The organism is Arthrobacter sp. MAHUQ-56 (genome assembly GCF_019710585.1).
Classification (GTDB): Bacteria; Actinomycetota; Actinomycetes; order Actinomycetales; family Micrococcaceae; genus Arthrobacter.
This window is the reverse complement of record NZ_JAIFZQ010000002.1, coordinates 148,638-173,642: the sequence shown is the minus strand read 5'-3', so window position 1 is coordinate 173,642 and position 25,005 is coordinate 148,638. Positions and strand designations below refer to the sequence as shown.

Here is a 25,005-nt window from a genome sequence, read left to right as displayed (position 1 = left end):
TCGAGAGAAAGTGAGTCGACAGAGATGTCCACTCGTAAGACCATCACCAGGCTCGCCACCATCGGCGGCATCTGCACCGCCGTAGCACTGGCCGCCTCCGGGTGCGGCGCGGGGGGCCCGGCATCGTCGTCCGGGAGCGCCGGCACCAGCACTGTGAACGTCCTGGTCGAAGCCGGCGGCCACGCCGAACTCACGGGCGTCGCCGAACAGTGCAAGAAGGACACCGGCGTCGACGTGAACTTCGTCGAACTGCCCTACGACGGCATGTTCAACCGCCTCTCCAGCGAATTCTCCTCCGGCAACGTCTCGTTCGACGTCGCCGCCCTCGACTCTGTGTGGCTGCCCAGCTTCAAGGACGCCGTCCAGCCCATCGACGAACTCTTCACCGATGAGGCCAAGAAGGACATCTTCCCGGCCCTGGTCAAGGAAGCCAACGTCAACGGCCACTTCATCGGCATGCCTGCCTGGACAAACGCCGAAATCATCCTCTACCGCAAGGACCTCTTCGAGGATGCCAAGAACAAGGCCGACTTCCAGGCCAAGTACGGCTACGCCCTCGCAGCCCCCACCACGTGGAAGCAGTACCAGGACATTTCCCAATTCTTCACCAAGGACGGGATGTATGGAACCGACGTGAAGGGCGGCGTGGAAACCGAATGGCTGGCCCACGTCCTGCAGGCCGGCTCGCCCATGGTCCTGGATGACAAGAACAACGTGGTCATCGACAACGCCGCCCACAAGGAAGCCCTGGACTTCTACACCAGCCTGGTCAAGGACGCCCCCGCCGGCGCCGCCCAGGTGGACTGGGCCGCCGCGCAGAACCTCTTCAACCAGGGCAAGACGGCTATGACCCGCTTCTGGGCGCACGCCTACCGCCAGATCCCCAAGGACTCCGCCGTGGCAGGCAAGGTGGGAACTGCTCCTATGATCGCCGGTTCCGCCGGCGTCGGAGGCGTTCCCGGGCCTTGGTACCTCACCGTTCCCAAGGCCACCAAGAACGCGGACGCCGCCAAGAAGTTCGTCAAGTGTGCCTACGACTACAACGACAAGGGCATCGAATCCAACCTGGGCCTGGCAGCCCGCATCTCGGCCTTTGAGAAGTACCAGGACCAGCCCGGCTACGAGAGCTTCAAGCCGCTGATCGAAACCCTCAACGGCAAGGCCACGGCAACCCGCCCGGCCACCGAGAAGTGGCAGCAGATCGTGGACACCGTGCTGGTTCCCATGCTGCAGAAGGCCGTCGCCGGTGGTGACTCCGCCACCCTCCTCGCCGACGCCAAGAAGCAGATCGAAGGCCTCCTTAAGTAAGACCACCGCGGCCGGCGCCTGTATGACCGGCGCCGGCCGCGGCCCCAACCAGCGGAAGAGAAAACCGTGCGTATCTCCGATCGCCGCTTCGCATTGTTCCTGATGACCCCAGCGGCGCTGTTCCTGGCAGTGTTTGTTGCCTTCCCGCTGTTCCGCCTGGTGGCGGACAGTTTCTTCAAGATCTCGCCGATTGCCGGCGGACCCCGGGACTTCGTGGGCCTGGACAATTACTTCCGGGCCTTCGCTTCCGAGGCCTTCACGGGCGCTGGCTGGCGGACTCTTGCCTACACCCTGGTGGTGGTGTCCCTCGAGTTCGCGCTCGGCCTGGGCATGGCGCTGCTGTTCACCATGCTGGGCAGGAGCTCCCAGATTTGGCGGACCGTGTTCATGTACCCGCTGATGATCGCGCCGATCGTGGCAGGCCTCTTGTGGAAGTTCCTGATGATCGACAACTTCGGCCTGATCGGCACCCTCCTGCACCAGGCGGGCATCCTGTCCAACCCGAACCAGATCGGCTGGCTGTCGGACCCCGGCATCGTGCTGTACTCGGTGGCCATCCCGGACATCTGGCTGACCACTTCCTTCATGTGCCTGGTGCTCTTCGCCGGCCTGCAAAACATCCCCGGTGACCTCATCGAGGCGGCCCGGCTGGACGGTGCGCGGGCACCGGCCCTGCTGTTCCGCATCATCCTGCCGCTGCTCCGCCCCGTCATCGCCGTGGCGCTGGTGGTTCGCGGAATCGACGCGGCGAGGGCGTTCGACACCATCCTCATCCAGACCAACGGCGGCCCGCAGTCGGCCTCGGAGACCATGAGCCTGCTCATCTACCGCACCATGATCCGCTTCGGCGATCCGGGGCTGGCCAGCGCCATGGGCACCATCTACCTGCTGGCGATGCTCGCCGTCGCATTCTTCGCGGTGGCCACCATCTGGCGGCCAGGAAAGGACAACTGATGCGCGTCGCGGAAAGAACAACGCACGACGCCGGCACACCGGCCAGGGCGGGGGCGGTACCTTCAGTGCCGGCCGCCGTCGTTCCATTGCGAAGGCGCCGCGGCACCAACCGCGAGGGACTGGAAGCCGGCCGCCGGAGCACCCGGACTCTGCTGTGGGTCCTGCTCGCAGCCGCGATGGTGCTCTACGGCTTCCCGTTCCTGTACCTGCTGTTCACGTCCTTCAAGACGCCGATCGACACCATTGCGGTACCGCCGACCATCCTGCCCAAGGAGTGGACGCTGGAGAACTACGCCAACGCGCTGGGCCGCAGCGGTGTGCCGGCCTCCTTCATCAACAGCATCCAGACAGCCATCATCAGCACCGTGCTCTCCCTTGTGCTGGCGGTACCGGCGGCCTACGGCATCACCCGGTACAAGACCCTCAGCGGCCGGATCTTCATCATGGCCGCGCTGGTCACCCGCATGGTGCCGCCGGTGGCGATCGGCATCCCGCTGGCGTCCATGATGGCATCAATGGGCCTGGCCGACACACCCATTGCCCTGTCCATCGCGCACACCACCATCTCGCTGCCGCTTTCGATCTGGCTGATGTCCAGCTTCTTCGAAGCGGTGCCGAAAGACCTGGAGGAGGCTGCCACGGTGGATGGCTGCAGCAGGCTTGGAGCCCTGTGGCGGGTCGTGATCCCGGTGGTCTCCGGCGGCATCGCCGTCACAGCGATCTTCGCCTTCCTGGCCTCCTGGAACGAATTCCTCTTCGCGCTCCTGATGACGGCGATCCGTTCGCAGACCACCCCCGTGGTGATCGCGAACTTCCAGACCCAGTTCGGACTGGACTGGGGATCAATGACGGCGCTGGCCGCGGTCTATTCCATCCCGGTCATCCTCCTCACGCTGCTGCTGCAGCGCAGGATTGTCGCCGGCATGACGCTCGGCGCCGTCAAGGGCTAGCGCCGGCAAGGGTTAGACCACCAACGAGTAGCCTACTGGTAACCCCCAGGGGCATCACCGACCATAAGGACGTGGGAGACAGATGAGCAACAAGAACATCAATATCAAGGACGTGGCCGTCGCCGCCGGCGTCTCCGTCACCACTGTCTCCCACGTCCTCAACGAGGTTTCCTATGCCCGGATCAGTCCCAAAACCCGGGACAAGGTCAGGACCGTTGCGGAGGAGCTTGGTTACGGTCCCAACCGCCTTGCCCAGGCCCTTCGCACCCAGCGGACAGGCATGCTGGGCCTGGTCAGCGAGGACATCGCCACCACGCCGCACGCCGGCCGGATCATCCTGGGCGCGGATGAGGCCGCCAAGGCCCGGGGGTACAACCTGATCGTGATCAACACCTCTGGCTCGGCGAGCCTTGAATCCCGGCAGGCCGACATCGCGGCACTCCTGGACCGGCGGGTGGATGGGATCCTGTACGCCACGATGTACCACCGGAATGTGGAACTCCCGGCCAACCTCGGCAGCGTCCCTTCCGTCCTGGTCGACTCGGTGGCCACCGGTGGAAACATCACGGCCGTAATCCCGGACGAGGAAGGCGGTGCACGCGCCGCGGTGGAAGCCCTGCTCGCGGCCGGGCACCGGCGGATCGGATTCCTCAACAACACCGACGACGTCCCCGCCACCCGCCAGCGGCTCAGCGCCTTCCGGGCCACACTGAACGAAGCAGGGCTCGACGGCGACGCCGCACCCGTCGAGTCCGAGCCGTCCGAGGTGCAGGGCGGCTATGAAGCGGCCCGGCGGATGCTGTCCCGGAAGGACCGCGCCGACATGCCAACGGCCTTGTTCTGCTACAACGACCGGATGGCGATGGGCGCCTACCGCGCCGCTGCCGAGCTGGGACTCAGCATCCCGGATGACCTTTCAATAGTGGGCTTCGATGACCAGGAACTGATCGCCGCCAACCTGTACCCGGCCCTGACCACCGTGGCCCTGCCGCATTACGAGATGGGTGCCTGGGCCGCCGAGCACCTGATTGACGCCGTGGAGGGGAAGACCGACCTTTCCCTCATGGCGCTCCACCCGACCATCCTGGGCTGCCCCCTGGTGGTCCGTGATTCCATCACGGCTCCCCGCCAGTAGGCACCCTGCCCACCCCACGTCCCCAGAGGAAACGCCTGACCATGACCAGCTGCCTTGATGCCGCACGCCCGGAAACAGCCCCGGCGGAAACCTCCAGGTTCCGGCCTGCCATCCACTTCACGGCAAGGGACACCTGGCTGAACGATCCCAACGGCCTGGTCTTCCACAACGGCCTCTACCATCTCTTCTTCCAGAACAACCCATTCGGCAACGTCTGGGGCAACATGTCCTGGGGCCACGCCACCTCCCGCGACTTGCTGCACTGGACTGAGCATCCGGTGGCCATCGCCTGTGACGAGGAAGAGGACATTTTCTCCGGAAGCGTGGTGGTGGACCACGGCAACACGTCCGGGTTCGGTACGGCGGACTCACCGGCGCTCATTGCCATCTACACGAGCGCCTACAAAGCCGCTGCAGAACACCATGGCACGCAGGCCCAGTCCCTCGCCTACAGCACGGACGACGGGATGACCTGGCACAAATACGAAGGAAACCCCGTCCTCACCCGGGACTCCCCGAACTTCCGCGATCCCAAAGTCTTCCGCTACCACGGGGATGCCGGCGGCTTCTGGGTGATGGTTGCCGTCGAAGCCCAGCACCAGAAAGTGGTCTTCTACCGTTCGGCAGACCTCATATCCTGGGAATTCCTCAGCGAGTTCGGCCCGGCCAACGCCGATGCCGGCGAATGGGAGTGCCCCGACCTCTTTCCGTTGGAGGTGGACGGGGACCCGGAGAACATCAAGTGGGTGCTGATCATCAACGTCAACCCCGGTGCCGTGGCCGGCGGATCCGGTGGCCAGTACTTCGTGGGGACTTTCGACGGCGTCCGCTTCCTTCCGGACGCCTGCTCACTTCCGGCGCCGGCGGGGGTCAGCGCCCTGGGCGATCCCGCGGCGGCGTCTGCAGCCTTGCAGCAGTGCCTGTGGCTGGACTGGGGACGCGACTGCTACGCCTCCGTGTCCTTCAGCGACGCTCCGGATGGCCGGCGCATCATCATTGGCTGGATGAACAACTGGGACTACGCCAACCAGTTGCCCACAGCGCCCTGGCGGTCCTCGATGACCCTGGCCCGCGAACTGCGCCTCACCGCCGTCGACGGGTCCGCCCGGCTGGTCCAGCAACCCATACTGGCCGGGTTCTGCGGGGGAGAAGGGCCGGGAGGCGCCGCAGAGCAAATGAACGCAGCCCGCTTTGAGTTGCGGGACACGGCCTTCCGGTTGCCGGACGCGGTGCCGGGAAGCGCCCAGGTCATTGAGGCCGAGATACTTCCAGGAAACGCCGAACGCGTCGCCCTGAGGATCTTCGGCAGCAGCGACGGCGGAGAGGGCGCTGTCCTCAGCTATGACCCGGCCGATGCCATACTCACCCTCGACCGCAGGCAATCGGGAAGCACCGGCTTCCATGCAAAGTTCGCTTCGGCCGAGTCAGCCCCGCTGGTCCTTGAGGACGTCGTGCTCAAACTGCTGATCGTCGTCGACCATTGCTCGGTGGAGGTGTTCGCGCAAGGCGGCAAAGTGGTCATGACCGACCTTGTCTTCCCCGACGCCGAAAACCGGGAGAACTGGCTGTCGGTTGAGGGTGGCCAAGGCACAATACAGAAGCTCACCGTCTCAACGCTCACCTGAAAGGACGAAAAATGCCAACAGCCCAAAACCCCAGCGCTGACGCCAAACCAGGCAGTGACGTGGTTGTTGTCGGTGAAGCCCTGGTGGACATCGTTATCTCTCCCGAGGGTACGGTGGAGCACCCCGGCGGATCGCCCGCAAACGTAGCCTACGGACTCGGCCGGCTGGGCGCGGATACTGCGTTGCTGACCTCGATCGGCAACGACCACCGTGCCACCGCCATCGAGGAACACCTTCAAAGCGCAGGGGTACGCCTGCTTCCGGGTTCCCGGAACCTGGGCGCGACCGCCACAGCCACCGCGGTCCTTGCATCGGATGGTTCGGCGCACTACGACTTCGACATCCGCTGGGACCTTCCGCGGATTGCTCCGGCGATCCTGCCCAAAGTGCTGCACACGGGCTCGATTGCCACCTTCCTGGCACCGGGAGCGGCAGTGGTGAGGGAACTCCTCGGGCAATCGCACAAGCGCTGCGTGGTCACCTACGATCCCAACATCCGCCCCGCCCTGCTCGGCAGCCACCATGAGGCACAGACCCTCTTCGAGGTACTGGTCCCGTTCACGGATGCGGTTAAGCTCAGCGATGAGGACGCGCGGTGGCTCTATCCGCGGCTGTCCCCGGACGAGGTCTCCCAACGGATTCTCGGACTGGGGGCCGGTCTGGTCGCAGTCACCATGGGAGCGGAGGGATCACTGCTCACCACTGCGGGCGCGCGGGTCAGCGTTCCCCCGGTTAAGTCTGCCGTCGTGGACACCATCGGGGCAGGCGACTCGTACATGTCTGCCCTGATTTACGGCCTGCTTATGCGGGGAGCGGACGGTCTGGCGCCCTCGGTGCTGGAGTCGCTGGGCCGCATGGCATCCAAGGCGGCGGCCATCACAGTACGCCGCCCGGGCGCCCAGCCGCCCACTCTGGAGGAACTGCAGGACGATCTCCCTGAGCACCAGACGATGGCCCAATGATGCATCACCACAAGGAAGAAGCAATGCCAAGCAGCAACTACTACGACGTGACAGCATGGCCAGTCGGCAACGCGTCCAAGGATGTCGGCGAAGTCATCAACAGCATCATCGCCGACATCAAGCACCGGCAAACCGACACCAACGTGGACAGCGGCGGAAAGCCGGGAGCGGTGATCTACATCCCGCCAGGGGACTACCGTCTTCGCACGCAGGTGCTGATCGACATCAGCTTCCTCAGGATCCAGGGCTCGGGACACGGCTTCACGTCGTCGAGCATCCGCTTCAACGTTCCCGAGGACGAATGGCCCGACCTGCATGAGCTGTGGCCCGGAGGGAGCCGCATCCTCGTTGACCTTCCCCCCGCCGCGGACGACCCTGCCAAGGGAGCAGCCTTCTACGTTGAACGCAGCGGCAGCCCGAGGATCAGCTCGGTGGAATTCTCGGACTTCTGCATAGACGGGCTGCACTTCACAGCGGACGGCTCCTCCCTGCATCCGGAAAACACCTACGTCAACGGCAGGACCGGCATTCATGTGGCCAGCGCCAACGACTCCTTCCGCGTCAACGGCATGGGTTTCGTGTACCTGGAAAACGCCCTCACCATCCACAATGCGGATGCGCTGTCCATCCATGACAACTTCATCGCCGAATGCGGAAGCTGCATCGAGCTGCGCGGCTGGGGACAGGCGTCAAAGATCACCGACAACCTGATAGGGGCAGGCTTCAAGGGCCACTCGATCTACGCCGAGAACCACGGCGGCCTACTGATCACAGCGAACAACGTCTTCCCCCGCGGTGCGAGCAGCGTTTATCTGCGCGGGGTCACGCGCTCGAGCGTCAGCAACAACCGCCTGCATTCGTTCTACCCCGGCATGGTGATCCTGGCCGACAACAGTTCCGAGAATCTCGTGGCCACCAACCACTTCCTGCGGGACCACGAGCCCTGGACGCCCTTCCTGGAGGTCGACAATGGACTGGACGACCTTCACGGGCTTCTGACCATCAATGGCAACAACAACTCCGTCATCGGAAACCACTTCTCGGAGGTCATCGATTCACAGAGCATCCGTCCTGAAGGTGCCACACCGGTCATCATCCGTTTGACCGAAGGGACAGGCAACTTCGTCTCCAACAACCATGTGGTGGCGCTGGACGTGCACGCCAGCTCCAGCGACTCCTGTTTCTCGGCGCAGGTGGACGCCCTGCTGGCTACCGGGGCTTCGGAAGGGCTTGCGGTTGTGGTCGTCGTGGTTGATCCCGCATCAGCCCGGAACACGATCCTCGACTCGGGAACGGAAGCGCAGGTGATTGCGGACAGGACCGCCAACGCCTTAAGGGCCACGCCCGCAATCGGCGGCTAACGCGAAAGGGGTTCCCGGTCAAGGGGAGGGCAGGCGGAGCCGCGGCCCGGTGGGCGGCAGGTCGGGCGGCCAACATATACTCCGAGCATGCCAATCATGCGCCTCGACCGAGACCTTCAAGTGACGCCATCAACCTCCGGGCACTGCGGAGCGGACCAGTGAGCGGCGGCCTCGTAGCCTTGCTCGACGACATTGCCGCCTTGGCGCGCATCGCAGCCGCATCGGTGGATGATGTGGCCGCCGGAGCTGCCAAGGCCGGCACCAAGGCGGCGGGCGTGGTGATTGACGACGCCGCGGTCACGCCCCAGTACGTGTCCGGGGCCGACCCGTCCCGCGAACTGCCGATGATCAAGAAGATCTTTTGGGGCTCGCTGCGGAACAAGCTGCTGATCATCCTGCCGGCACTGCTGCTGATCAGCGCCTTCATCCCCTGGATCATCCCGTTCATCCTCATGCTGGGCGGCACCTACCTCTGCTACGAGGGCGCGGAGAAGGTCTGGCACAAACTGCGCGGCCACCACGAGGCCGACGAAGACTCGCCTGCCGTGGACCGGGGCGCCGACGCCGAATCCAAAGTAGTAAAGGGCGCCATCACCACCGACTTCATTCTGTCCTGCGAGATCATGGTGATTGCCATGAACGAGGTTCCCGATGCCTCCCTGTGGGTCCGGGCGCTGATCCTGGTCGTCGTGGCGATAGTGATCACCGTGGCCGTCTACGGCGCCGTCGCCCTCATCGTGAAAATGGACGACGTCGGCATGCACCTTGCCGCCAAGGACTCGGCAAGCTCCCAGCGCTTTGGCGAAATGCTGGTGCGGGGAATGCCTGCCGTGCTGGGCGCCATCACCTTCATCGGGACGATCGCCATGCTCTGGGTGGGCGGCCACATCATGCTGCAGGGATCGCACGATCTCGGCTGGCACGCGCCGTACGACCTGGTCCACGCCCTCGAGCACCCGTTCGCCGGCATTCCCGTGGCGGGCGGCTTCCTTGCCTGGCTCGTCAACACCCTCTGCTCCGCGGTGCTCGGGGTTCTTTGGGGCGGCATCGTCATGGCCGTCCTGACGCCGTTGCTCAAGGCACTGCCGTCCAACAAGGCCAAGGCGAAGGACAGCCATGCGGAGGGTGGCAGCCACGCCGCCGCCCAGCCGCCGGCGAAGAACGACGGCGACATGGCCTCCTAGCCGCGGTCCAGCGCCGGGCGCGAATGAAAAAAGAACAGCGACGACGGGCTCCGCACCAGACCAGGTGCGGAGCCCGTCGTCGCTGTGGAGAACCTAGTGCTGCAGGTCCTTCCCCTTGGTTTCGGGAATGGTGAACACGAAGACCGCGCTGACCGCCAGCAGCAGCACTGCGTACACGTTGAACACCTGCGGCGCCCCCAGCGAGGAGCCCAGCCACTGCTGCAGGTACGGCGCGGTCCCGCCGAACAGTGCCACGCAGATGGAGTACGGCACGCCCACGCCCACGGTGCGGATCGACGTCGGGAACAGCTCCGCATAGACGGCCGGCACAATGGCGGCGCTCGCGGCGATGAAGACCAGCATCACGGACATGGAGACCGCCAGCTGCCAGGCGGAATCCTTCAGCAGCAAGGTCATGGGGAAGTGGAACACCGCCGAGCCGATGGCGCCGGCCAACAGCACCTTCTTGCGTCCGATCCGGTCCGACAGCTTGCCCCACACCGGCAGGGCGGCGATGAACACGATATTGGCGATGACGCCGGCCCACAGCGCCTCGCCGCGGTCAATCTTCAGTGCGGTGGTGGCGTAGCTCGGTGCCACGACGCCCCAGATGTAGTAGATGACAGTGAGGCCGACGGTCAGGCCGATCACCTGCAGCGCCTGCTTGCGGTGGCGGACAATCTGCGGCCAGATGGGAGCGCGCTTCTCCGCCAGGGCCTCGCCCTCGAAGGCCTCCGTCTCGTGCAGGCGGGACCGCATGATCAGCGCGTACAGCCCCATCGCGGCGCCGATCAGGAACGGAATCCGCCAGCCCCAGGCGTTCATTGCCTCGGTGCTCAGGGCCATGTTGAGGACCGCGCCCAACAATGTGCCGAACAGGATGCCCACCGTCCCCGACGTGTAGATCAGGGTGGCCCAGAACCCGCGGTGCTCCTTGGGTGCCATTTCGGAGAGGTATGTCTGCGACGACGGCAGTTCGCCGCCGTGCGCCAGGCCCTGGACAAGCCGGGCCACCAGCAGCATCAGCGAGGCGAACGCACCAACGCTGGCGAACGTAGGCGCGATGCCGATCATCAGGCTCCCCAGCGAGGCGAGCCCGACGGCGAGGGTCATCGACGCTTTCCGGCCCACCCGGTCGCCGATCCAGCCAAACAGGAAGCCGCCGAAGGGGCGTGCCACGAAACCGACGGCGAAAATCGCGAGGGTGGAGAGCACGGCCGACGCCGGATCCTGCTTGCTGAAGAGCTGGCTGGCGATGAACGGGGTAAACGTGGCGTAGATGGCCCAGTCGTACCATTCAACGGCGTTTCCGATGCCGGTGCCGACGATGGTCTTCGCAGTGGACATGCGTCCAGTCTGTGGCGTGGTTGCTGTGACTGACATGATCTTCTTCCTGGGTGTTGTTTCGTCTGGGGTGGGACGGGCGGCGGCGCTGCCGCCCTTCGGTGTGCTGCCCATGGTCAGGAGGCCTGCGAAAGCGCGGCCAGCCGGGAAACAGCGAGTTCGGCGTAGAGTGCTGCCCCGTCAGCCAGCACGCCGTCGTCGAATGTTGCGTACGGGGAGTGGTTGAACGGCGATGTGGCCGGGTCCCCGCCCGGGGCGACGGCGCTGAGCCCGACGAACGTGCCGGGCACCTCGGCCAGCACCCGGGAAAAGTCCTCGGACCCGCTCAGCGGCGTGGCCCAGCGTGAGAGGCGGCGCTCGCCGAAGAGCTCCGTAATCACCTTTTCGGCGGTGTGCGTTTCATCCTCGTCGGTAATGGTGAGCGGGTATTCCTGCAGGTAGTCGACGGCTACCTCCACCCCGTGCGCCGCGGCAATTCCCTTGAGCAGGCGCGGGACGGCCTCCATCATCTTCACCCGCGATGCTTCGGAGAATGTCCGGATCGTGGCCTCGATCCTGGCCGACTCCGGGATGACATTGCGTTTGGTACCGGCGTGCAGCACCCCCACGGACAGGACCACGGGATCGAACATGTTGAACTGCCGGGTGACCATGACCTGCAAGGCAGTCACCATCTCTGCGGCAACGGTGACGGGGTCCTTGGCGGAGTGCGGCGCGGAGCCGTGGCCGCCGGCGCCGAGCACCGTGACCTCGAGCCCGTCGGAGGAGCTGAGCATGACGCCGGGCTTGGTGCAGAAGGTGCCGTGCGGTTCCAGCGAGGAGAAGACGTGCATGCCGTAGGCGGCCTGGACGCGGGGTCCGGCGGCGTCGAGGACGCCTTCGCGCAGCATGTAGCTGGCGCCGTCAAACCCTTCCTCGCCGGGCTGGAACATCAGGACGACGTCGCCCTGCAGCAGGTGCTTCTTCTCGGCCAGGAGGGTGGCGGCTCCGGCAAGCATGGAGGTGTGCAGGTCGTGGCCGCAGGCGTGCATGGCGCCGTCCGCCTGGGACGTGAAGTCGACACCAGTCTTCTCCTGGACGGGCAGCCCGTCCATGTCGGCACGGAGCAGGACGGCGGGGGCAGCGCCGTTCCTGTCGCCGTGGGCATTGCCGCCCGGGTTGCCTCCGCGCAGGACCGCGGTGACCGACGTCGTTTCCTTTCCCAGGGTGATCTCATACGGAAGGCCGTCGAGCGCCTGCAGGACCCTTTCCTGCGTGCGGGGGAGGTGGAGGCCGATTTCGGGCTGCCGGTGCAGGTCGTGGCGCAGGCGGGTGAGGTCTTCCTGCAGGTCTTTGGCATCGTCGGCAATGGGCACGTGTACTCCTCGGCAGCTGGCATCAGGGCTTGTGGACTATTCTGAAGTGGTGTGGTTCACAATCTGCGAAAGCGCAGGAATTATGCTGCAGAGCAGGCTCATGATCAGGATCCGTGCACATCGTGGGGGCGGCTTTGGAGCTCGCTGAGGAGGATCTTGCCCTGATCCAGGTCCTGCAGGCATCGCCGCGGATCGGATGGGCGGATGCGGCCAAGGTGCTGGGTGTCCACGCCACCACCCTTGCCGCCCGCTGGGAACGGCTGAAATCCGGCGGCTCCGCCTGGGTTACGGCGCACTTGGCCGGGGATCCGCGACAAATGCTCCTCGCCTTTGTGGCAGTGGACTGCGAGATGAGCAAGAGGGACAGCGTCACAGGCGAGTTGGCGGCCATTCCGGAGATCGTCACCGTTGAGGAGGCGGCGAGCAACCGGGACCTGATGCTGACGGTCATCACCACGTCGCTGGCGGAGTTCAGCACCAAGGTGGTGTCGCGGCTCAAATCCATCGAAGGGCTGACAAAGTACCAGACGGCCCTGTGCACCAGGCTGCATACCAGCGCCGACGAATGGCGGCTGAATATCCTCGACAAGACCCAGCTCGCCACCCTCCGAACGCTGGGGCACGGGATCCCGGGGCTGAACCGGCACCAGCCGGCCCCCGGGCCGCTTCCGCAAAGCCATCTGGACCTGCTGCCCTACCTGGCGCGGGATGGGCGGGCAACGGCTGCGGAAATTGCCCGGGGCCTTGGGCGCCATCCCGCTACGACGCAGCGCCAGCTGAACCGCGTGCTGGCCAGCGGCATCCTGCTCTTCCGCTGCGAGCTCGCGCAGGGCTATTCATCCTTTCCGGTTACCTGTCAATGGTTCGCGAACGTTCCCGCTGGCCGGCACGAAGAGGCCGCTGCGGCATTCCGCACCATTAGTAACGTCAGGCTCAGTGCCTCCACGACCGGGCCCACCAACTTCGTCATCATCATGTGGCTGCAGTCCTTGTCGGACGTTATGACCGCCGAGTTGGCGCTGCAGCAGAAGGTGCCGGGCATTGAACTGGTGGAGAGTGTGGTGATGCTGCGGACGGTCAAGCGGGTGGGCTGGATGCTGAATGAAGATACGACGGCGAGTGGCGCCGTCGTGCATGCCGGAAGCCTGGGTGCCGCCGCGGACTGAAGCAACGACAAAGCGGGAGCCAGAGGCGGTGCCACTGGCTCCCACTTTGCGCGGGGTAAAACGCCTAATGCCCGTGATGGTCCACTTCCACTACGGCGCTTTTCTCCCATGCGGTCCAGTCCGACCAGTGTCCGCCGTGGTTCTGCACCCGGAACGACACGAGTTGGTAGACCTCTTCACCCTTGCGGTGATGGTCGCCGACATCGACCCGGTAGTGAAGAGTCCTTGCGTCGTCGTGACGATCAAAGTCAACGGTGACCAGCCGTTTGGCGAGGAGGTCGTCGTCGTGATGACCTCGCTCGTCCTCGTAGATGCGCTGGCGGATCTCGACGGTCTTTTCGCCGTTGCAGTCGACCTTGATACTGAAGTCGACGTCGTCGCCGTGGAGGTCCTTTGGATCCAGCGGGTCCACCGTACAGCCGTAGCGGCTTGTTTCGGCGCTGGCAGGCGCGGCCATTGCCACGGAAGCCCCGAGCAGGCCCAGGGAAAGGACTGGAACCAGGGTGATCTTTGCCCTGGTTGACCGGTTCATTGGGGTGTTGGACATTTTGTTGCTCCTCAAAGGATGCGAATACCTTTGCGGGCAGGCTTGAGGCGGTCGAGTGATGAGCGTGTTGTGATAGACCAGTGCGGCGGCGCCGCCTGCCCGTCCCATTTCAAACGGCGCGCCCGGCAGAGGGGGCGGCTTCGGCCCCGGATCCCTTTATCTATGGGCATCCGGTTGTTTAATCATCCGACTGTATTTGGGGGGATGCCAGAGGGGTGCCTACCCTACCTGTGGGTATTCTTCAAGACTTGCGGTGCCCTGCTGTTCCTGCTGGATCAGTCCCGCTCACCGGTTCCAGGAAAGCGCTCCCGGTCAACTTAATAGTTCCGCATTGCGGATTTATCTTTCCGGAAACATGGCCTTCCTACTGTTGCTCACGACCCTGCGGCACTACTGTGCCGCCAGTCCCTCAACGAACAGGCCCCGGCATGAACACCATAGCCACAGCACCCGCTCCGCAATCCGGTCCCGCGGCGCGCAGGAAACCGATGTACAAGTCCCTTTTCTTCCAGATCATGCTGGCGGTCATCGCCGGCATCGTGACCGGCCATCTCTGGCCGGATCTCGGCGCAGGACTGCGCCCCCTTGGTGACGGGTTCATCCAGCTGATCAAGATGATCATCGCCCCGCTGATCTTCCTGGTGATCGTCACCGGCATCGCGGCTGTCAGCGACGTCAAGGCCGTCGGCCGGGTGGGTATCAAGGCCCTGGCCTATTTCACCGCCGCGACGATGTTCGCGCTGGTATTCGGCCTGGTGGTGGGAAACCTGGTGCAGCCGGGCGCGGGCCTTAATATCGACCCCGCCAGCCTGTCCCAGGACGCCCTCAACGCGAAAACCTCCACGGCCCCGCCCAAGGATGCCGGCACCTTCCTGCTGGGGATCATCCCCACCAGCGTGGTGGGCGCATTCGCCAGCAACAGCCTCCTGCAGGTCCTCTGTTTCTCCGTGTTCTTCGGGGCCGCGATCGTCGTCGTCGGACGCGAACGCTGCCTGCCGGTGATCACCTTGCTGGAGACCGTCCTTGAGCTGTTCTACAAGATCATGGGGTGGGTCATGCGGATGGCACCGGTCGGCGCGTTCGGCGCCATGGCGTTCATTATCGGCCAGTACGGGCTTGGTTCCCTGGGCACGTACGCTCTGCTGATCGCCGCCTGCTACGGCGCCGCGGTGGTGTTCATCGGGCTGCTGTTCGTGGTGGCGTGGGCTTACCCGCGGGTGCCGCTCTGGCAGTTCATGAAGTACACGCGGGAGGAATTCCTGCTGGCCCTCGGCACGGCGTCCACGGAGTCCGTGCTGCCGCGGATCATGACCAAGCTGACCAACGCCGGCTGCTCCCGCGCCACCACGGGCCTGGTGGTTCCCACCGGGTACTCCTTCAACCTGGACGGTGCCGCCCTGTACCTTTCCATCTCGCTGCTCTTCCTGGCCCAGGCCTTCGGTTACAACCTCGACCTGGGCCAGCAGCTCGCGGCCCTCGGCGTGCTGATGCTGACCTCCAAGGGCATGGCAGGGGTACCCGGCTCCGCCTTCCTCGCCCTGTCCGCCACCGCAGGTGCCCTGGGCATCTTCCCGGTGGCCGGCGTCGCGCTGCTCCTGGGTGCCGACCGGCTGATGGACTCCATGCGCGTGGTGGTGAACCTGCTGGGCAACTGCGTGGCCACGTTCGTGGTGGCCAAATGGGAAGGCCAGTTCGACCGTAGCGCCATGCTCCGCGCCTTTGCGGGGGACTCTGCAGCTGCAATGGATGGAGCCGTGGCCTCGGAGGCCGCACCGGCGGAGCCTGCACCTGCGGGGCCGGCGGTGGCCCGCTAGCCTTTCCCTGGGTTGTCGGCGCCCTGCCGCGGACCGTCCCCCTGACCTTTGCCCTCCAACTGGACAGCACGCGGGCTGCCATTGCCGACGCCATGCCCTCGCTGCTGGGCTAGGTTGTTGCGGCGTGCGAGTGGATCGCGGCAAACGGGGTAAGGGAGGCACATGAAACCGTTGCCTGCACTTGAGCTCGTCACCCGTTTCGAGGACGCCGAATGGCTTGACCCGTTGGCCAAGAGCGTCCGGAAGATCGTCAAGATGGCCATTCCGGCCCGCTGGGCACGCGATGTCCTGCACGGCGTTCCCATTGGTCACCCCGTGCACCCGCTTGCGGTCCAGGTGCCGATCGGCGCTTGGGTTTCCGCCGGCGTGCTCGACGCCGTCCCGGGAGGTGAAAAGGCTGCGGGGCTGTTGATCGGCGTGGGAACCGCGAGCGTGTTGCCGGCCGCGCTGGCCGGCTTTACCGACTGGTCGCAGCTGCACCCGCAGCAGCAGCGGGTTGGACTGGTGCACGCCGCCGCCAACGTGACGGCAACCAGCCTGTATGTTGCCTCGTTGGTGCAGCGGGCCCGGGGAAGCCAGGGCAGTGGGAAGGTGCTGGCGTACCTGGGGCTGGCAACAGTGAGTGCCGGTGGATTCCTGGGCGGCCACCTCACCTACCGGCAGGCGGCCGGCGTGAACCACAGCGAGGAAATCCCGCACCGCTTCCCGTCCGGCTGGCACCCTCTCGCGCCGCTGTCGGAGCTGCCCCAGGGCGAGCTGCAGAAGCGTGACGTGGCGGGGATCCCCCTGCTGGTGCGCCGCGACGGAGACACGGTGGACGTGCTGTCCGACGTCTGCAGCCACCTTTCCGGGCCGCTGCACGAAGGCAAGATCAAGGACGACGGCGGGGACCCGTGCGTCGTTTGCCCCTGGCACCGGAGCACCTTTTCGCTGCGCACCGGCGAAGTGAAGGCCGGACCCGCGACTGCCAGGCAGCCGCGTTTCGAAACGCGGGTGCGCGGCGACGTCGTCGAGGTGTGCCTTCCCGGCGCGGACGGGTAGAAAGGCCGTTCGGCCCTACTGGCTGTGGTGGTGCCGCGTCACACTGGGTCCATGGCGGGGTCCAAGGGAGTGCATGCACCGTGAGCAATCTTCGGCAGGACACCGCAGACCTCTACAAGGCGCGCAAGGGATCCGTTGACTTCGTTGACGTTCCCTTGCTCCTTTACGCGGTGGTGCGCGGCGAGGGCGACCCCAATGGGCCGGCCTTCGCCGAAGCTCTGCAGGCGCTCTTCACCATCAGTTACGCGGCGCACTTCCGCGTGAAGAAGGAGTCCGGCGCCGTCACGAAGATGATGCCCCTCGAGGCCCTGTGGTGGTTTGACGATCCGGCCCAGGGGGAGCCTGTCGAAGCCGTCGCTGCCGGCTTCGCGGGCATGTCCGGTGGGCGGGAATCGTGGCGGTGGCAGGCCATGATGGTGCAGCCTGAGCCTATCGACGAAGCGTTGCTCGAGCGGGCGGTGCAGGATTCCAGGCCCAAGGCACTGCCGGCGCTGGACCTGCTGGGCTTTGAACGATGGGAAGAAGGCCGCTGCGCGCAGACACTGCACGTGGGTCCCTACGCCGACGAAGGTCCCACGATCGCCACGCTGGATGCGGCTATAACAGCGGCGGGGCTCAAAGTCAGGGGGCGGCACCATGAGATCTACCTGGGCGACCCGCGCCGCAGCGCGCCGGAGAAGCTGCGGACTCTGATCCGCCACCCTGTGGCGTGACTGCACGGCCACCAGTGAGGACGTGGGAGGTCATGACAGACGGGGGCGTTCGAAGACTTGCAGGATGGACAGGCCTGGGAATGGTGGCCTTTTCATTGGCCCAGTTCCCGCTCTATCTCATGCAGGATCCATCGATTGGGATGTATGACGGTGCAGCCGGCTCCGCAGAGGCGCTGCGGTTGCGGAATGTCATCTTCACCCGGGTGCTGCTGGACCTTTTCCTGTATGCATCGGGTATGGTTTTCGCCGCAGGACTGGCGCACCTGATCCGCCGTGCGGATCCCCTCCACGGCTGGGCAGCATCGCTGGTGATGGCCTCCATGTCGGTCTGGCTGGGGGTGACGCTGGTAGCCAACGGTTTCGAAGGCGGCCTCGCTCTTGACGCCCAGGCGCCGGAACCGGACCCTTCCGTCAACAGGGCGTTGACCATGGGCTACGTCCTCATCTACAACAGCTCCGTGGCCTTCGTGATTACCGCCCTCTTTATCGGTTCCGCGGGATACGGAACAGCCGCTGCACGCGTCCTGCCATCATGGACCCGATGGGTGGCCTACGGGGCAGTGCTGCTCTGTGCGGCGGCCGTGCCTTCGATGTATGCCGGTCCGGCCGAACCCGCGGGTTTCTATAACGCTGCCGGGTGGGGGCCGGTGGTCATCGCCAACTTCCCCCCGCTGATCTGGATTGTGATTGCTTCCGCGCTGCTCCAGCGACGGCCGCCATCAACAGTCCGGCCGGGATTGGCCCCGTCCGAGTCCTCGAATTCCGATAAGGGCGGCCACGGAAAGGGCCAGCCATGGGCGTCGTAAGGGAAGCGGGACCACGATGATGCGTGTCAGCGAACCCCGCGAGATCGCTCCCGGCGTCTTTCTCCTCACCGCAGGCACGGGGCCGATGGCTTCGAACCTGTACCTGGTGCGTTCCGGCCCCGTTTGTATGCTGGTGGACACTGGATGGGCGGGCACTGCGGAACCGGTACGCCGGGCAGTGGAGCGTTTGCTCGGGCCCGATGCAAAACCAGTCGCGATAGCGCTGACGCACATCCATCCCGACCACTCCGGCGGTGCAGGCGCCTTGTCCCGATTGTGGGAGGTGCCGGTGTACGTCCATCCTGCGGAGCTGCCGATGGCCGCCGGGAAGTATCTTCCCGAGTTCTCGATGCCGCTGGACCGATGGATCACCGCGCCGCTGATGCGCCTGCTGCCTGCACGGAGGCGGCGCGGGATCGAGGCTGCCGGTGACATTTCCGATGTCGTGCGTCCCTTGGGCCCCCGTGGCGAAGTACCGGGAATGCCTGGGTGGGTCGCCGTCTCCGCACCCGGACACACCCCAGGCCATGTTGCCTACTGGCGTTCCAGCGACCGGGTCCTGATTACCGGCGACGCGGTGGTGACCGTCAACCTGAACACCCTCCAGGGGATCCTGCTGGGAACGCCCGACCTGGCGGGTCCGCCGCGCTACACCACCTGGAACTGGAAGACCGCGGTGGAGTCCATTGCTTCGCTCGCCAACCTCGGCCCCGCCCTGCTGGCGCCAGGTCATGGACAGCCGCTGGCCCTAGCTGTTGCTCCGCGGTTGCGGGGGCTGGCTGCGGGGAGGCGGAGGCAACGGAAACGGCTGGGCCAGCGGGCGGGGGCGCCCAAGGCCGCATGGGAAAGGCTCGTCGGGCTGCTGGCCAAGAGGGGCCTGCAGCCGTAGGAGCGCTGATGTGGCAAAGTGCGGCAGGAGCCCTGCCACGAGGCGGAGGTCAGGAGGGTGCGGCGGCCCATTTCCCCCCGCGCAGCACTCCGGCCAGGTTCAGGTCCCGGTCAAGGACCACGACGTCGGCCCGCATCCCTTCGCGCAGGTCACCCACCCGCGCGGCGACTCCCAGCACGGAGGCTGGGACTGCTGACGCGGACACCACGGCGTCACGAAGCGGAACGCCGGCGGCAACGGTGGCCCGGACAACGTCCAGCAGAGTCGCGGTTCCACCGGCGATTGCACCGGTGCCATCCACCCGGGCAACCCCCTGGTCCACTGTCACCGCCAGGGAGCCCAGGCGGTACTTGCCGTCGGCCAGGCCGGTGGCAGCCATGGAGTCGGTGACCAAGGCAATGTTGTCCGGCCCCACCAGATCAAACACGAGCTTGACGGTCTCGGGTGCCAGGTGGACGCCGTCACCGATCAGTTCCACTACTGCCGTTCCCGCCCGCGCCGCATCGAGGCTGGCCGACACCGGCCCGGGGGAGCGGTGGTGAAGGGGAGGCATCGCATTGAACAGGTGGGTGACCGTGGGCCGGTGCCTGCCGGCGGAATGTCCTGGCGCACCCAGGCCCGCGGCTGCCTTCGCAAGGAACGCCGCCGCCGTCGTATGGTCCGCCGCCGTGTGCCCCAGCGACGGAACGATTCCGCGGGAAACGAGGAGTTCCACCAGTCCGGCGGCGCCGGGAAGTTCGGCCGCCACCGTCATGGACGCGAGGGACGGGCCCGCCGCGCCGAGCAGTTCCGCCACCACTGCCATGTCGGGTTCCAGCAGGAGCCCGGGGTCGTGGGCGCCGCACTGCAGCGTGGAGAGGAACGGTCCCTCCAAGTGGGATCCTGCAACCAGCCCCAGGCCCGTCAGCTCCCGCAACATCGTTAAGTTCCGCACCAGGTCCGCTGGCTTTCCCGTGACCAGGCTGGCCACCAGGGTGGTGGTTCCCCGGCTGTGCAGGTAGTGCGCCGCCCGCTTCGCACCGTCCAATGAGCCTTCCGAGAAGTCCGAACCGTAAGCGCCATGGCAGTGCAGGTCCACCAGCCCCGGGACCAGGACCCGGCCGGCCGGTGCTTCCGCTGGAAGCACCCCGGGAAAATCCGACGCCGGCCCGGCGAAGGTGACCAGCCCGCCGTCGACCGCCAAGACCCCGTCCGCAATGTCCAGCGAGGCTGAGACGATCCGTCCCCGAAGAGCCAGCTCATTGCCCACTGCTACACCCCTCCCGTCATCGATGCTCCAGCGGCGACGGCGGCGGCCATCCGTGCGGCCAGGCCGGGGTCTGCTGCGCCGGCCCGGCCCCCGCCCGAAGCACCACTGTGCCGGAGGCGCGCCGAAGTGTGCACGGCATGGACACCCGCTTCAAGCAGCGACGGTACCAGCCCCAGGGTCACACCCCCGCCGGCCATGATCTGTACGGTGGGCGCGTGCCGGCGTCCCTCTTCCACAAGCCGGCGCAGCATCTCCAGGCCTGCAGCGCAGTCGGGGCCGCCACCGCTGGTCAGGACCCGGTCCACGCCGGCCTGCTCCAGCCGGGACAGGGCCGCCGCCGGATCCGCGCCGGACGCCAGGGCTGCATCGAACGCGCGGTGGAAGGTGACCTCGGCATCGGGCCGCAGCGACCGCACGGCCTGCACGATGCGCCGGATGGCCGAAACATCCGGGCCGCCGTCGGGCGACAACACACCAACCACGACGCCCGCAGCGCCGGCACGCACAACGGCAGTGGCGTCCCGCTCAATCACCTCCAGCTCGGGGGCGGAATAGGTGAAGTTTCCCGGCCGTGGCCGCACCAGGACATGGATGGGAAAGCCCAGGCTGCACGCCTGCTCCACTGCGCCGGTCCCCGGCGTGATGCCCCCTGTCTCTGCCAACGCGGCGCACAGTTCCACGCGGGCGGCGCCAACGGCGGCGGCCAGCCGGACTCCGTCGCTGTTTTCCACCGCAAGCTCCAGCTGCGGGACCGTGGCCGTGGGCAGCCGGCTGGCGCTCAGAGTCCCTGCCATGCCGGCTTCCGGCCGAACGTGTCCTGGTAGTACCCGCGGTGGGCGAGCCGCGAGGCCGCGGCCTCGTCCACGAGCACGGAAACGTGCGGGTGCAGTTGCAGGGCAGAAGCCGGGCACACGGCCGCGACGGGACCTTCGACGGCGGCAGCCACCGCCTCTGCCTTGGCCTCGCCCATCGCGAGCAGCAGCAGGTGCCGTGCCTCCCGGATGGTTCCCAGCCCCTGCGTCAGCACATGGTCCGGGACATCCTCCAGGGCAGCAAAGAAACGGGCATTGTCCTGGCGGGTCTGCCGGGTCAGGGTCTTGATCCGCGTGCGGGAGGCGAGCGAGGACATGGGCTCGTTGAAGCCCACATGGCCATCCGTGCCGATGCCCAGGACCTGGATATCCACGCCGCCTGCAGCCGCGATCCGGGCCTCGTATCGGGCTGCCTCGGCCGCGGGATCGCCTGCCAGGCCGTCCAGTCCGTGCACTGTACCGTCGCCGAAATCCACGCTTTCGGTGAACTCCTTCCGGATGAACGAGTGGTAGGACTGCGGATGCGCCGCGTGCAGGCCCACGTACTCGTCCAGCAGGAAGGCCTGCGCGGCGGCGAAGCTCAGTCCGTCTTCCTGGTGCCGCCGGATGAGCTCCTGGTAGGTGCCCAGGGGTGTGGAACCGGTGGCCAGTCCCAGGACGGACGGCCCGCGCCGGACCTGCTCCTCGATGGCGTCCGCGGCCGTGCGTGCCACGTCGTCAGGGGTGGGAAGGATGATGATTTCCATGCTGGATGTGCTTTCGGTTGGAGGTCTGTTGCCCGGGCGGGTTACTTCGCGGCTTCGGTTTCCACCGTGACTTCATCGTCCTCACGGCCCGGCGTGCGCAGGTTCCAGCGCTTGATGACGAAGGAAAAGAGGAAGTAGTACACCACGGCGTATCCCAGGCCAATGGGAATCAGCAGCCACGCGTTTTGCGCTTTGCCGAAGTTGAGGACGAAGTCGATCAGGCCGGCGGAGAACGTGAAGCCGTGGTGGATGCCCAGCGCGTTCACCAGGGCCATGGAGGTGCCGGTCAGTGCGGCGTGGACGATGTAGAGCGGGAAAGCAACGAACATGAAGGAGTACTCGAGCGGTTCCGTGATGCCGGTGAAGAAGGCGGTGAGTGCGGTGGAGAGCATGATGCCGCCAACGATCTTCTTCTGTGAGGGCTTGGCGTGGCGCCAGATGGCCAGGGCCGCGGCGGGCAGGCCGAACATCATGATGGGGAAGAATCCGGCCATGAAGATGCCCGCGCTGGGGTCGCCGGCGAAGAAGCGGTTCAGGTCGCCGCGGACAAGGTGCCCGGACGCATCGGTGTAGTCGCCGATGAGGAACCAGACGCCGGAGTTCAGGATGTGGTGGAGGCCGGCAGGGATCAGCATGCGGTTGGCGAAGCCGTAGACACCGCCACCCACCACCGCGTTGCCCGCCACGGCCTGGCCGACTGCGGAAAGGCCGGCGTTGAAGAGCGGGTACAGGAGGGCCAGGACGACGCCGGCCACCAGGCTGGTCACGGACGTCAGGATGGGCACCAGGCGCCGGCCGCTGAAGAAACCGAGGAAGTCGGGCAGCTTGGTGCGGTAGAACCGCTGCCACAGCCCGGCCGACAGCAGGCCGACCACGATTCCGGCGAGGACGCCGTAGTTGATCATGGCCGGCTTGCCGGCAGGGTCCAGCTGGCCGGCCAGGACCAGCGGCGACATGGCCTTGAAGACCCCGTCGATCACCATGTATCCCACTACTGCCGCGAGGGCGGTGGAGCCGTCGGCCTTCTTGGCCCAGCCAACGGCGATACCGACTGCGAAGATGAGCGGCAGCCAGGTGAAGACTGCGTTGCCGGCCGCGGAGATGACGGCGGCGCCGCCTTCGAAGCCGGGGATCGCGCCGAGCAGGTCGGCCTGGCCGATGCGCAGCAGGATGCCGGCGGCGGGAAGGACGGCGATGGGGAGCATGAGGCAGCGGCCCAGCCGCTGGAGTGTGGCGAAGACCCTGTTTGGCTTCTTTTCTGGCGCCAGGGCTGTGGTCTCGGAAGTTGTCATGGTTGCACCTCTGCGGGGTATGGGTGGGGGCTTGTGGAAGAGCGGTTCCAGCCGGTACTGTCTGGTTATGACCAGTTCAGTGTGATTCATCCCACGGTCGCTGTCAAGGAACGGATATTCCTTCCACGGCAAGCCGGCCGGCGGCAGATGAAGCCATCATTGGTCGTACCCCAGGCCGCCGGCCGGGGTTTTGGATGATGTGCTCCGTACGGGCACCGGCAGGAAGGGCAGCAATGTCCAAAGCAGAAAAGATCATTGAAGGCCTGGGTGGGGCCGGGAACATCGTGGAAGTAGAGGCGTGCATCACGCGGCTTCGCACTGAAGTCAAAGATTCATCGCTGGTGAATGAAGCATCCCTCAAGGCTGCCGGAGCCCATGGCGTCCTGGCCGCCGGCACTGCCGTGCAGGTGATTGTTGGCCCCGAGGCAGACACCCTCGCCGAGGACATCGAGGACCTCCTCTAGTGGCGCAGTCCTTGATGGTCCATGCCCCGATCGGCGGGTCCGTGGTTCCGCTGTCCGACGTGCCGGATCCCGTGTTCGCTAGCCAAATGGTGGGTTCCGGCGCGGCGGTGGAACCCCCGGCGGGTGTGGCGTTCGACGTCGTCTCCCCCGTAGCGGGGAAAGTGGTCAAGCTCCTGCCCCACGCCTTCGTGGTGGTTGAGTCGTCCGGCAGGGGCGTCCTTACACACGTGGGCATCGACACCGTCAAGCTCAAGGGTGAAGGCTTCAAGCTTTTGGTGGCCCAAGGTGACACCGTTGCAGCGGGTGAGCCTGTCATGCATGTCGACCCCACCGCCGCCCTGGCCGCGGGCTACTCGATGGTGAGTCCCGTCGTCGTCCTGGATACAAAGCCGGACGCCGCCACCCTGCTGGCCGCCGGAGCGGTGGCAACGGGCGCTTTGCTGTTTTCGCTCGGCTGACGCCGCCGGTTACAGCCTGACTTCCATGGTGAGTGAGTAGCGGTCCGAGCGGTACCAGGAGCGCGAATGTTCGATGGCCAGGGTGCCCGAGTAGGACACGCGGTCAAACGCGAGCACCGGTGCCCCCGTTCCCGTTCCGAGGAGCGCCCCGACATCAGCCGGGGCTCCCTCGGACCGGACGCTTTGGCGTGCCCGGTCGATCTGGTGCCCAAACTGTGCGGCCAGGGCCTTGTAGACCGAGCCGGTGAGATCGATATTCAGCAGTCCTGGCGCATGCTGGGGGTTGTACCAGGCGTCGTCCACGCTTACCGGCCGGCCGTCCGCAAGGCGGAGGCGCTTAAGGTGGTACGCTTCCGCGCCCGGAGCAAGGCTGAGCGCATCCGCTGTGTCCTCCGGGGCTGCGGCGTGCTCGGCCACCAGAACCACGGTGCTGGGAACGTGGCCCAGCGCCTCCATCTCCTGTGTGAACGAGGCAAGGTGCAGGGTGGACTGGACGGGCGAGTCTGCCACGAAAGTGCCCTTGGCGGGGACGCGCACCAGGTGCCCCTCGTTGACCAGTCGGCCGATCGCGGCCCGGACGGTGATGCGGCTGACGCCATAGGCGTCCATGAGGGTCCGTTCGCTGGGCAGCCTGGCCCCGGGCTCCAGTTCTTCCTTGGCGAGCTTAAGGATGATGAGGCGGAGTTGTTCGTGCTTAGGGATCTGTGAGTTGTTGATGGGCGCGGTTGCCGCCTGCGCCGTGCTCCCTGGTGTGGCGGACATCCCAGCCTCTCCTTTGTCTGGAGCGGTCCGGTTAGGACCACTTTCTCGGATTATTCCACATGAGGCCG

24 protein-coding genes are annotated in these 25,005 nt (G+C 66.0%); 16 read left to right on the top strand and 8 right to left on the bottom strand.

The window, feature by feature from the left end:
* Nucleotides 1-24 precede the first annotated feature (24 nt).
* The 8 genes from K4G53_RS00895 (at nt 25) to K4G53_RS00860 (ending at nt 9,479) form a co-directional block, all read left to right on the top strand.
* Nucleotides 25-1,308 (top strand): sugar ABC transporter substrate-binding protein, encoded by a 1,284-nt coding sequence (locus K4G53_RS00895; protein ID WP_221383608.1) that lies wholly within the window; start codon nt 25-27, stop codon nt 1,306-1,308.
* Between the two features lie 66 nt (nt 1,309-1,374).
* Complete coding sequence (locus tag K4G53_RS00890; protein ID WP_221383607.1) at nt 1,375-2,262, top strand: carbohydrate ABC transporter permease; 888 nt, start codon at nt 1,375-1,377, stop codon at nt 2,260-2,262.
* On the top strand, nt 2,262-3,212 hold the full coding sequence (locus K4G53_RS00885; RefSeq protein ID WP_221383606.1) for a carbohydrate ABC transporter permease: 951 nt from the start codon (nt 2,262-2,264) through the stop codon (nt 3,210-3,212). The genes K4G53_RS00890 and K4G53_RS00885 overlap by 1 nt, the downstream gene beginning before the upstream one ends.
* A gap of 82 nt (nt 3,213-3,294) precedes the next feature.
* Entirely contained in the window at nt 3,295-4,347 is a 1,053-nt protein-coding gene (locus K4G53_RS00880) for a LacI family DNA-binding transcriptional regulator (protein WP_221383605.1), read from the top strand.
* 41 nt (nt 4,348-4,388) lie between these two features.
* Nucleotides 4,389-5,972: a glycoside hydrolase family 32 protein gene (locus tag K4G53_RS00875; protein WP_221383604.1), complete on the top strand. Its 1,584-nt coding sequence runs from the start codon at nt 4,389-4,391 to the stop codon at nt 5,970-5,972.
* An 11-nt stretch (nt 5,973-5,983) separates the two neighbouring features.
* Nucleotides 5,984-6,934, top strand: coding sequence for a carbohydrate kinase (locus K4G53_RS00870; RefSeq protein ID WP_221383603.1), 951 nt, complete (start codon nt 5,984-5,986; stop codon nt 6,932-6,934).
* A 23-nt stretch (nt 6,935-6,957) separates the two neighbouring features.
* Nucleotides 6,958-8,295: a right-handed parallel beta-helix repeat-containing protein gene (locus K4G53_RS00865; RefSeq protein WP_221383602.1), complete on the top strand. Its 1,338-nt coding sequence runs from the start codon at nt 6,958-6,960 to the stop codon at nt 8,293-8,295.
* Nucleotides 8,296-8,453: 158 nt separating this feature from the next.
* Nucleotides 8,454-9,479 (top strand): DUF808 domain-containing protein, encoded by a 1,026-nt coding sequence (locus K4G53_RS00860; RefSeq protein WP_221383601.1) that lies wholly within the window; start codon nt 8,454-8,456, stop codon nt 9,477-9,479.
* A gap of 93 nt (nt 9,480-9,572) precedes the next feature.
* Here K4G53_RS00860 and K4G53_RS00855 read toward each other — a convergent pair whose 3' ends face one another.
* On the bottom strand, nt 9,573-10,862 hold the full coding sequence (locus K4G53_RS00855; protein WP_221383600.1) for an MFS transporter: 1,290 nt from the start codon (nt 10,860-10,862) through the stop codon (nt 9,573-9,575).
* 77 nt (nt 10,863-10,939) lie between these two features.
* A complete protein-coding gene (locus tag K4G53_RS00850; RefSeq protein ID WP_221383599.1) occupies nt 10,940-12,178 on the bottom strand; it encodes a M20 family metallopeptidase in 1,239 nt (412 codons plus the stop codon).
* Between the two features lie 134 nt (nt 12,179-12,312).
* Between K4G53_RS00850 and K4G53_RS00845 the strand changes: the two genes are divergently transcribed.
* Complete coding sequence (locus K4G53_RS00845; protein ID WP_221383738.1) at nt 12,313-13,344, top strand: Lrp/AsnC family transcriptional regulator; 1,032 nt, start codon at nt 12,313-12,315, stop codon at nt 13,342-13,344.
* Nucleotides 13,345-13,408: 64 nt separating this feature from the next.
* On the opposite strand, the gene K4G53_RS00840 is transcribed toward K4G53_RS00845, so the two are convergent.
* Nucleotides 13,409-13,891 (bottom strand): hypothetical protein, encoded by a 483-nt coding sequence (locus tag K4G53_RS00840; protein WP_221383598.1) that lies wholly within the window; start codon nt 13,889-13,891, stop codon nt 13,409-13,411.
* 488 nt (nt 13,892-14,379) lie between these two features.
* On the opposite strand from K4G53_RS00840, the gene K4G53_RS00835 reads away from it, so the two are divergent.
* From K4G53_RS00835 to K4G53_RS00815, 5 genes are all read left to right on the top strand, one after another.
* On the top strand, nt 14,380-15,705 hold the full coding sequence (locus K4G53_RS00835) for a cation:dicarboxylate symporter family transporter (protein ID WP_260322976.1): 1,326 nt from the start codon (nt 14,380-14,382) through the stop codon (nt 15,703-15,705).
* Nucleotides 15,706-15,867: 162 nt separating this feature from the next.
* Entirely contained in the window at nt 15,868-16,746 is an 879-nt protein-coding gene (locus K4G53_RS00830; RefSeq protein WP_221383597.1) for a Rieske 2Fe-2S domain-containing protein, read from the top strand.
* A gap of 80 nt (nt 16,747-16,826) precedes the next feature.
* Complete coding sequence (locus K4G53_RS00825; RefSeq protein WP_221383596.1) at nt 16,827-17,459, top strand: GyrI-like domain-containing protein; 633 nt, start codon at nt 16,827-16,829, stop codon at nt 17,457-17,459.
* Between the two features lie 140 nt (nt 17,460-17,599).
* A complete protein-coding gene (locus tag K4G53_RS00820; protein WP_221383595.1) occupies nt 17,600-18,265 on the top strand; it encodes a hypothetical protein in 666 nt (221 codons plus the stop codon).
* A 16-nt stretch (nt 18,266-18,281) separates the two neighbouring features.
* Complete coding sequence (locus tag K4G53_RS00815) at nt 18,282-19,154, top strand: MBL fold metallo-hydrolase (protein WP_260322972.1); 873 nt, start codon at nt 18,282-18,284, stop codon at nt 19,152-19,154.
* 49 nt (nt 19,155-19,203) lie between these two features.
* Here K4G53_RS00815 and K4G53_RS00810 read toward each other — a convergent pair whose 3' ends face one another.
* The 4 genes from K4G53_RS00810 to K4G53_RS00795 are packed head-to-tail and all read right to left on the bottom strand — an operon-like array spanning nt 19,204 to nt 23,253.
* Nucleotides 19,204-20,403, bottom strand: coding sequence for an N-acetylglucosamine-6-phosphate deacetylase (locus K4G53_RS00810; RefSeq protein WP_221383594.1), 1,200 nt, complete (start codon nt 20,401-20,403; stop codon nt 19,204-19,206).
* A gap of 2 nt (nt 20,404-20,405) precedes the next feature.
* Complete coding sequence (locus tag K4G53_RS00805; RefSeq protein WP_221383593.1) at nt 20,406-21,197, bottom strand: copper homeostasis protein CutC; 792 nt, start codon at nt 21,195-21,197, stop codon at nt 20,406-20,408.
* Nucleotides 21,182-21,961 (bottom strand): glucosamine-6-phosphate deaminase, encoded by a 780-nt coding sequence (nagB, locus tag K4G53_RS00800; RefSeq protein ID WP_221383592.1) that lies wholly within the window; start codon nt 21,959-21,961, stop codon nt 21,182-21,184. Before nagB ends, K4G53_RS00805 begins: the two co-directional genes overlap by 16 nt.
* A gap of 41 nt (nt 21,962-22,002) precedes the next feature.
* Nucleotides 22,003-23,253, bottom strand: a complete 1,251-nt coding sequence (locus K4G53_RS00795; RefSeq protein WP_221383591.1) for a PTS transporter subunit EIIC — start codon at nt 23,251-23,253, stop codon at nt 22,003-22,005.
* Nucleotides 23,254-23,486: 233 nt separating this feature from the next.
* Here K4G53_RS00795 and K4G53_RS00790 point away from each other — a divergent pair, with 233 nt between their 5' ends.
* Together K4G53_RS00790 and K4G53_RS00785 are read left to right on the top strand one after the other, a co-directional pair.
* Nucleotides 23,487-23,717, top strand: a complete 231-nt coding sequence (locus tag K4G53_RS00790) for a glucose PTS transporter subunit EIIB (RefSeq protein ID WP_018760887.1) — start codon at nt 23,487-23,489, stop codon at nt 23,715-23,717.
* Complete coding sequence (locus K4G53_RS00785; RefSeq protein ID WP_221383590.1) at nt 23,717-24,175, top strand: glucose PTS transporter subunit IIA; 459 nt, start codon at nt 23,717-23,719, stop codon at nt 24,173-24,175. The genes K4G53_RS00790 and K4G53_RS00785 overlap by 1 nt, the downstream gene beginning before the upstream one ends.
* A 9-nt stretch (nt 24,176-24,184) precedes the next feature.
* Here the strand turns inward: K4G53_RS00785 and K4G53_RS00780 are convergent, their stop codons facing one another.
* Entirely contained in the window at nt 24,185-24,937 is a 753-nt protein-coding gene (locus K4G53_RS00780) for a GntR family transcriptional regulator (RefSeq protein WP_221383589.1), read from the bottom strand.
* Nucleotides 24,938-25,005 lie beyond the last annotated feature (68 nt).

Coding starts and splice junctions, on each gene's coding strand:
- K4G53_RS00895 (WP_221383608.1), top strand. CDS start 25: ATGTCCACTCGTAAGACCATCACCAGGCTCGCCACCATCGGCGGCATC.
- K4G53_RS00885 (WP_221383606.1), top strand. CDS start 2,262: ATGCGCGTCGCGGAAAGAACAACGCACGACGCCGGCACACCGGCCAGG.
- K4G53_RS00880 (WP_221383605.1), top strand. CDS start 3,295: ATGAGCAACAAGAACATCAATATCAAGGACGTGGCCGTCGCCGCCGGC.
- K4G53_RS00875 (WP_221383604.1), top strand. CDS start 4,389: ATGACCAGCTGCCTTGATGCCGCACGCCCGGAAACAGCCCCGGCGGAA.
- K4G53_RS00870 (WP_221383603.1), top strand. CDS start 5,984: ATGCCAACAGCCCAAAACCCCAGCGCTGACGCCAAACCAGGCAGTGAC.
- K4G53_RS00865 (WP_221383602.1), top strand. CDS start 6,958: ATGCCAAGCAGCAACTACTACGACGTGACAGCATGGCCAGTCGGCAAC.
- K4G53_RS00855 (WP_221383600.1), bottom strand. CDS start 10,862: ATGTCAGTCACAGCAACCACGCCACAGACTGGACGCATGTCCACTGCG.
- K4G53_RS00840 (WP_221383598.1), bottom strand. CDS start 13,891: ATGTCCAACACCCCAATGAACCGGTCAACCAGGGCAAAGATCACCCTG.
- K4G53_RS00835 (WP_260322976.1), top strand. CDS start 14,380: ATGTACAAGTCCCTTTTCTTCCAGATCATGCTGGCGGTCATCGCCGGC.
- K4G53_RS00830 (WP_221383597.1), top strand. CDS start 15,868: ATGAAACCGTTGCCTGCACTTGAGCTCGTCACCCGTTTCGAGGACGCC.
- K4G53_RS00820 (WP_221383595.1), top strand. CDS start 17,600: ATGTATGACGGTGCAGCCGGCTCCGCAGAGGCGCTGCGGTTGCGGAAT.
- K4G53_RS00815 (WP_260322972.1), top strand. CDS start 18,282: ATGATGCGTGTCAGCGAACCCCGCGAGATCGCTCCCGGCGTCTTTCTC.
- K4G53_RS00805 (WP_221383593.1), bottom strand. CDS start 21,197: ATGGCAGGGACTCTGAGCGCCAGCCGGCTGCCCACGGCCACGGTCCCG.
- nagB (WP_221383592.1), bottom strand. CDS start 21,961: ATGGAAATCATCATCCTTCCCACCCCTGACGACGTGGCACGCACGGCC.
- K4G53_RS00795 (WP_221383591.1), bottom strand. CDS start 23,253: ATGACAACTTCCGAGACCACAGCCCTGGCGCCAGAAAAGAAGCCAAAC.
- K4G53_RS00790 (WP_018760887.1), top strand. CDS start 23,487: ATGTCCAAAGCAGAAAAGATCATTGAAGGCCTGGGTGGGGCCGGGAAC.
- K4G53_RS00780 (WP_221383589.1), bottom strand. CDS start 24,937: ATGTCCGCCACACCAGGGAGCACGGCGCAGGCGGCAACCGCGCCCATC.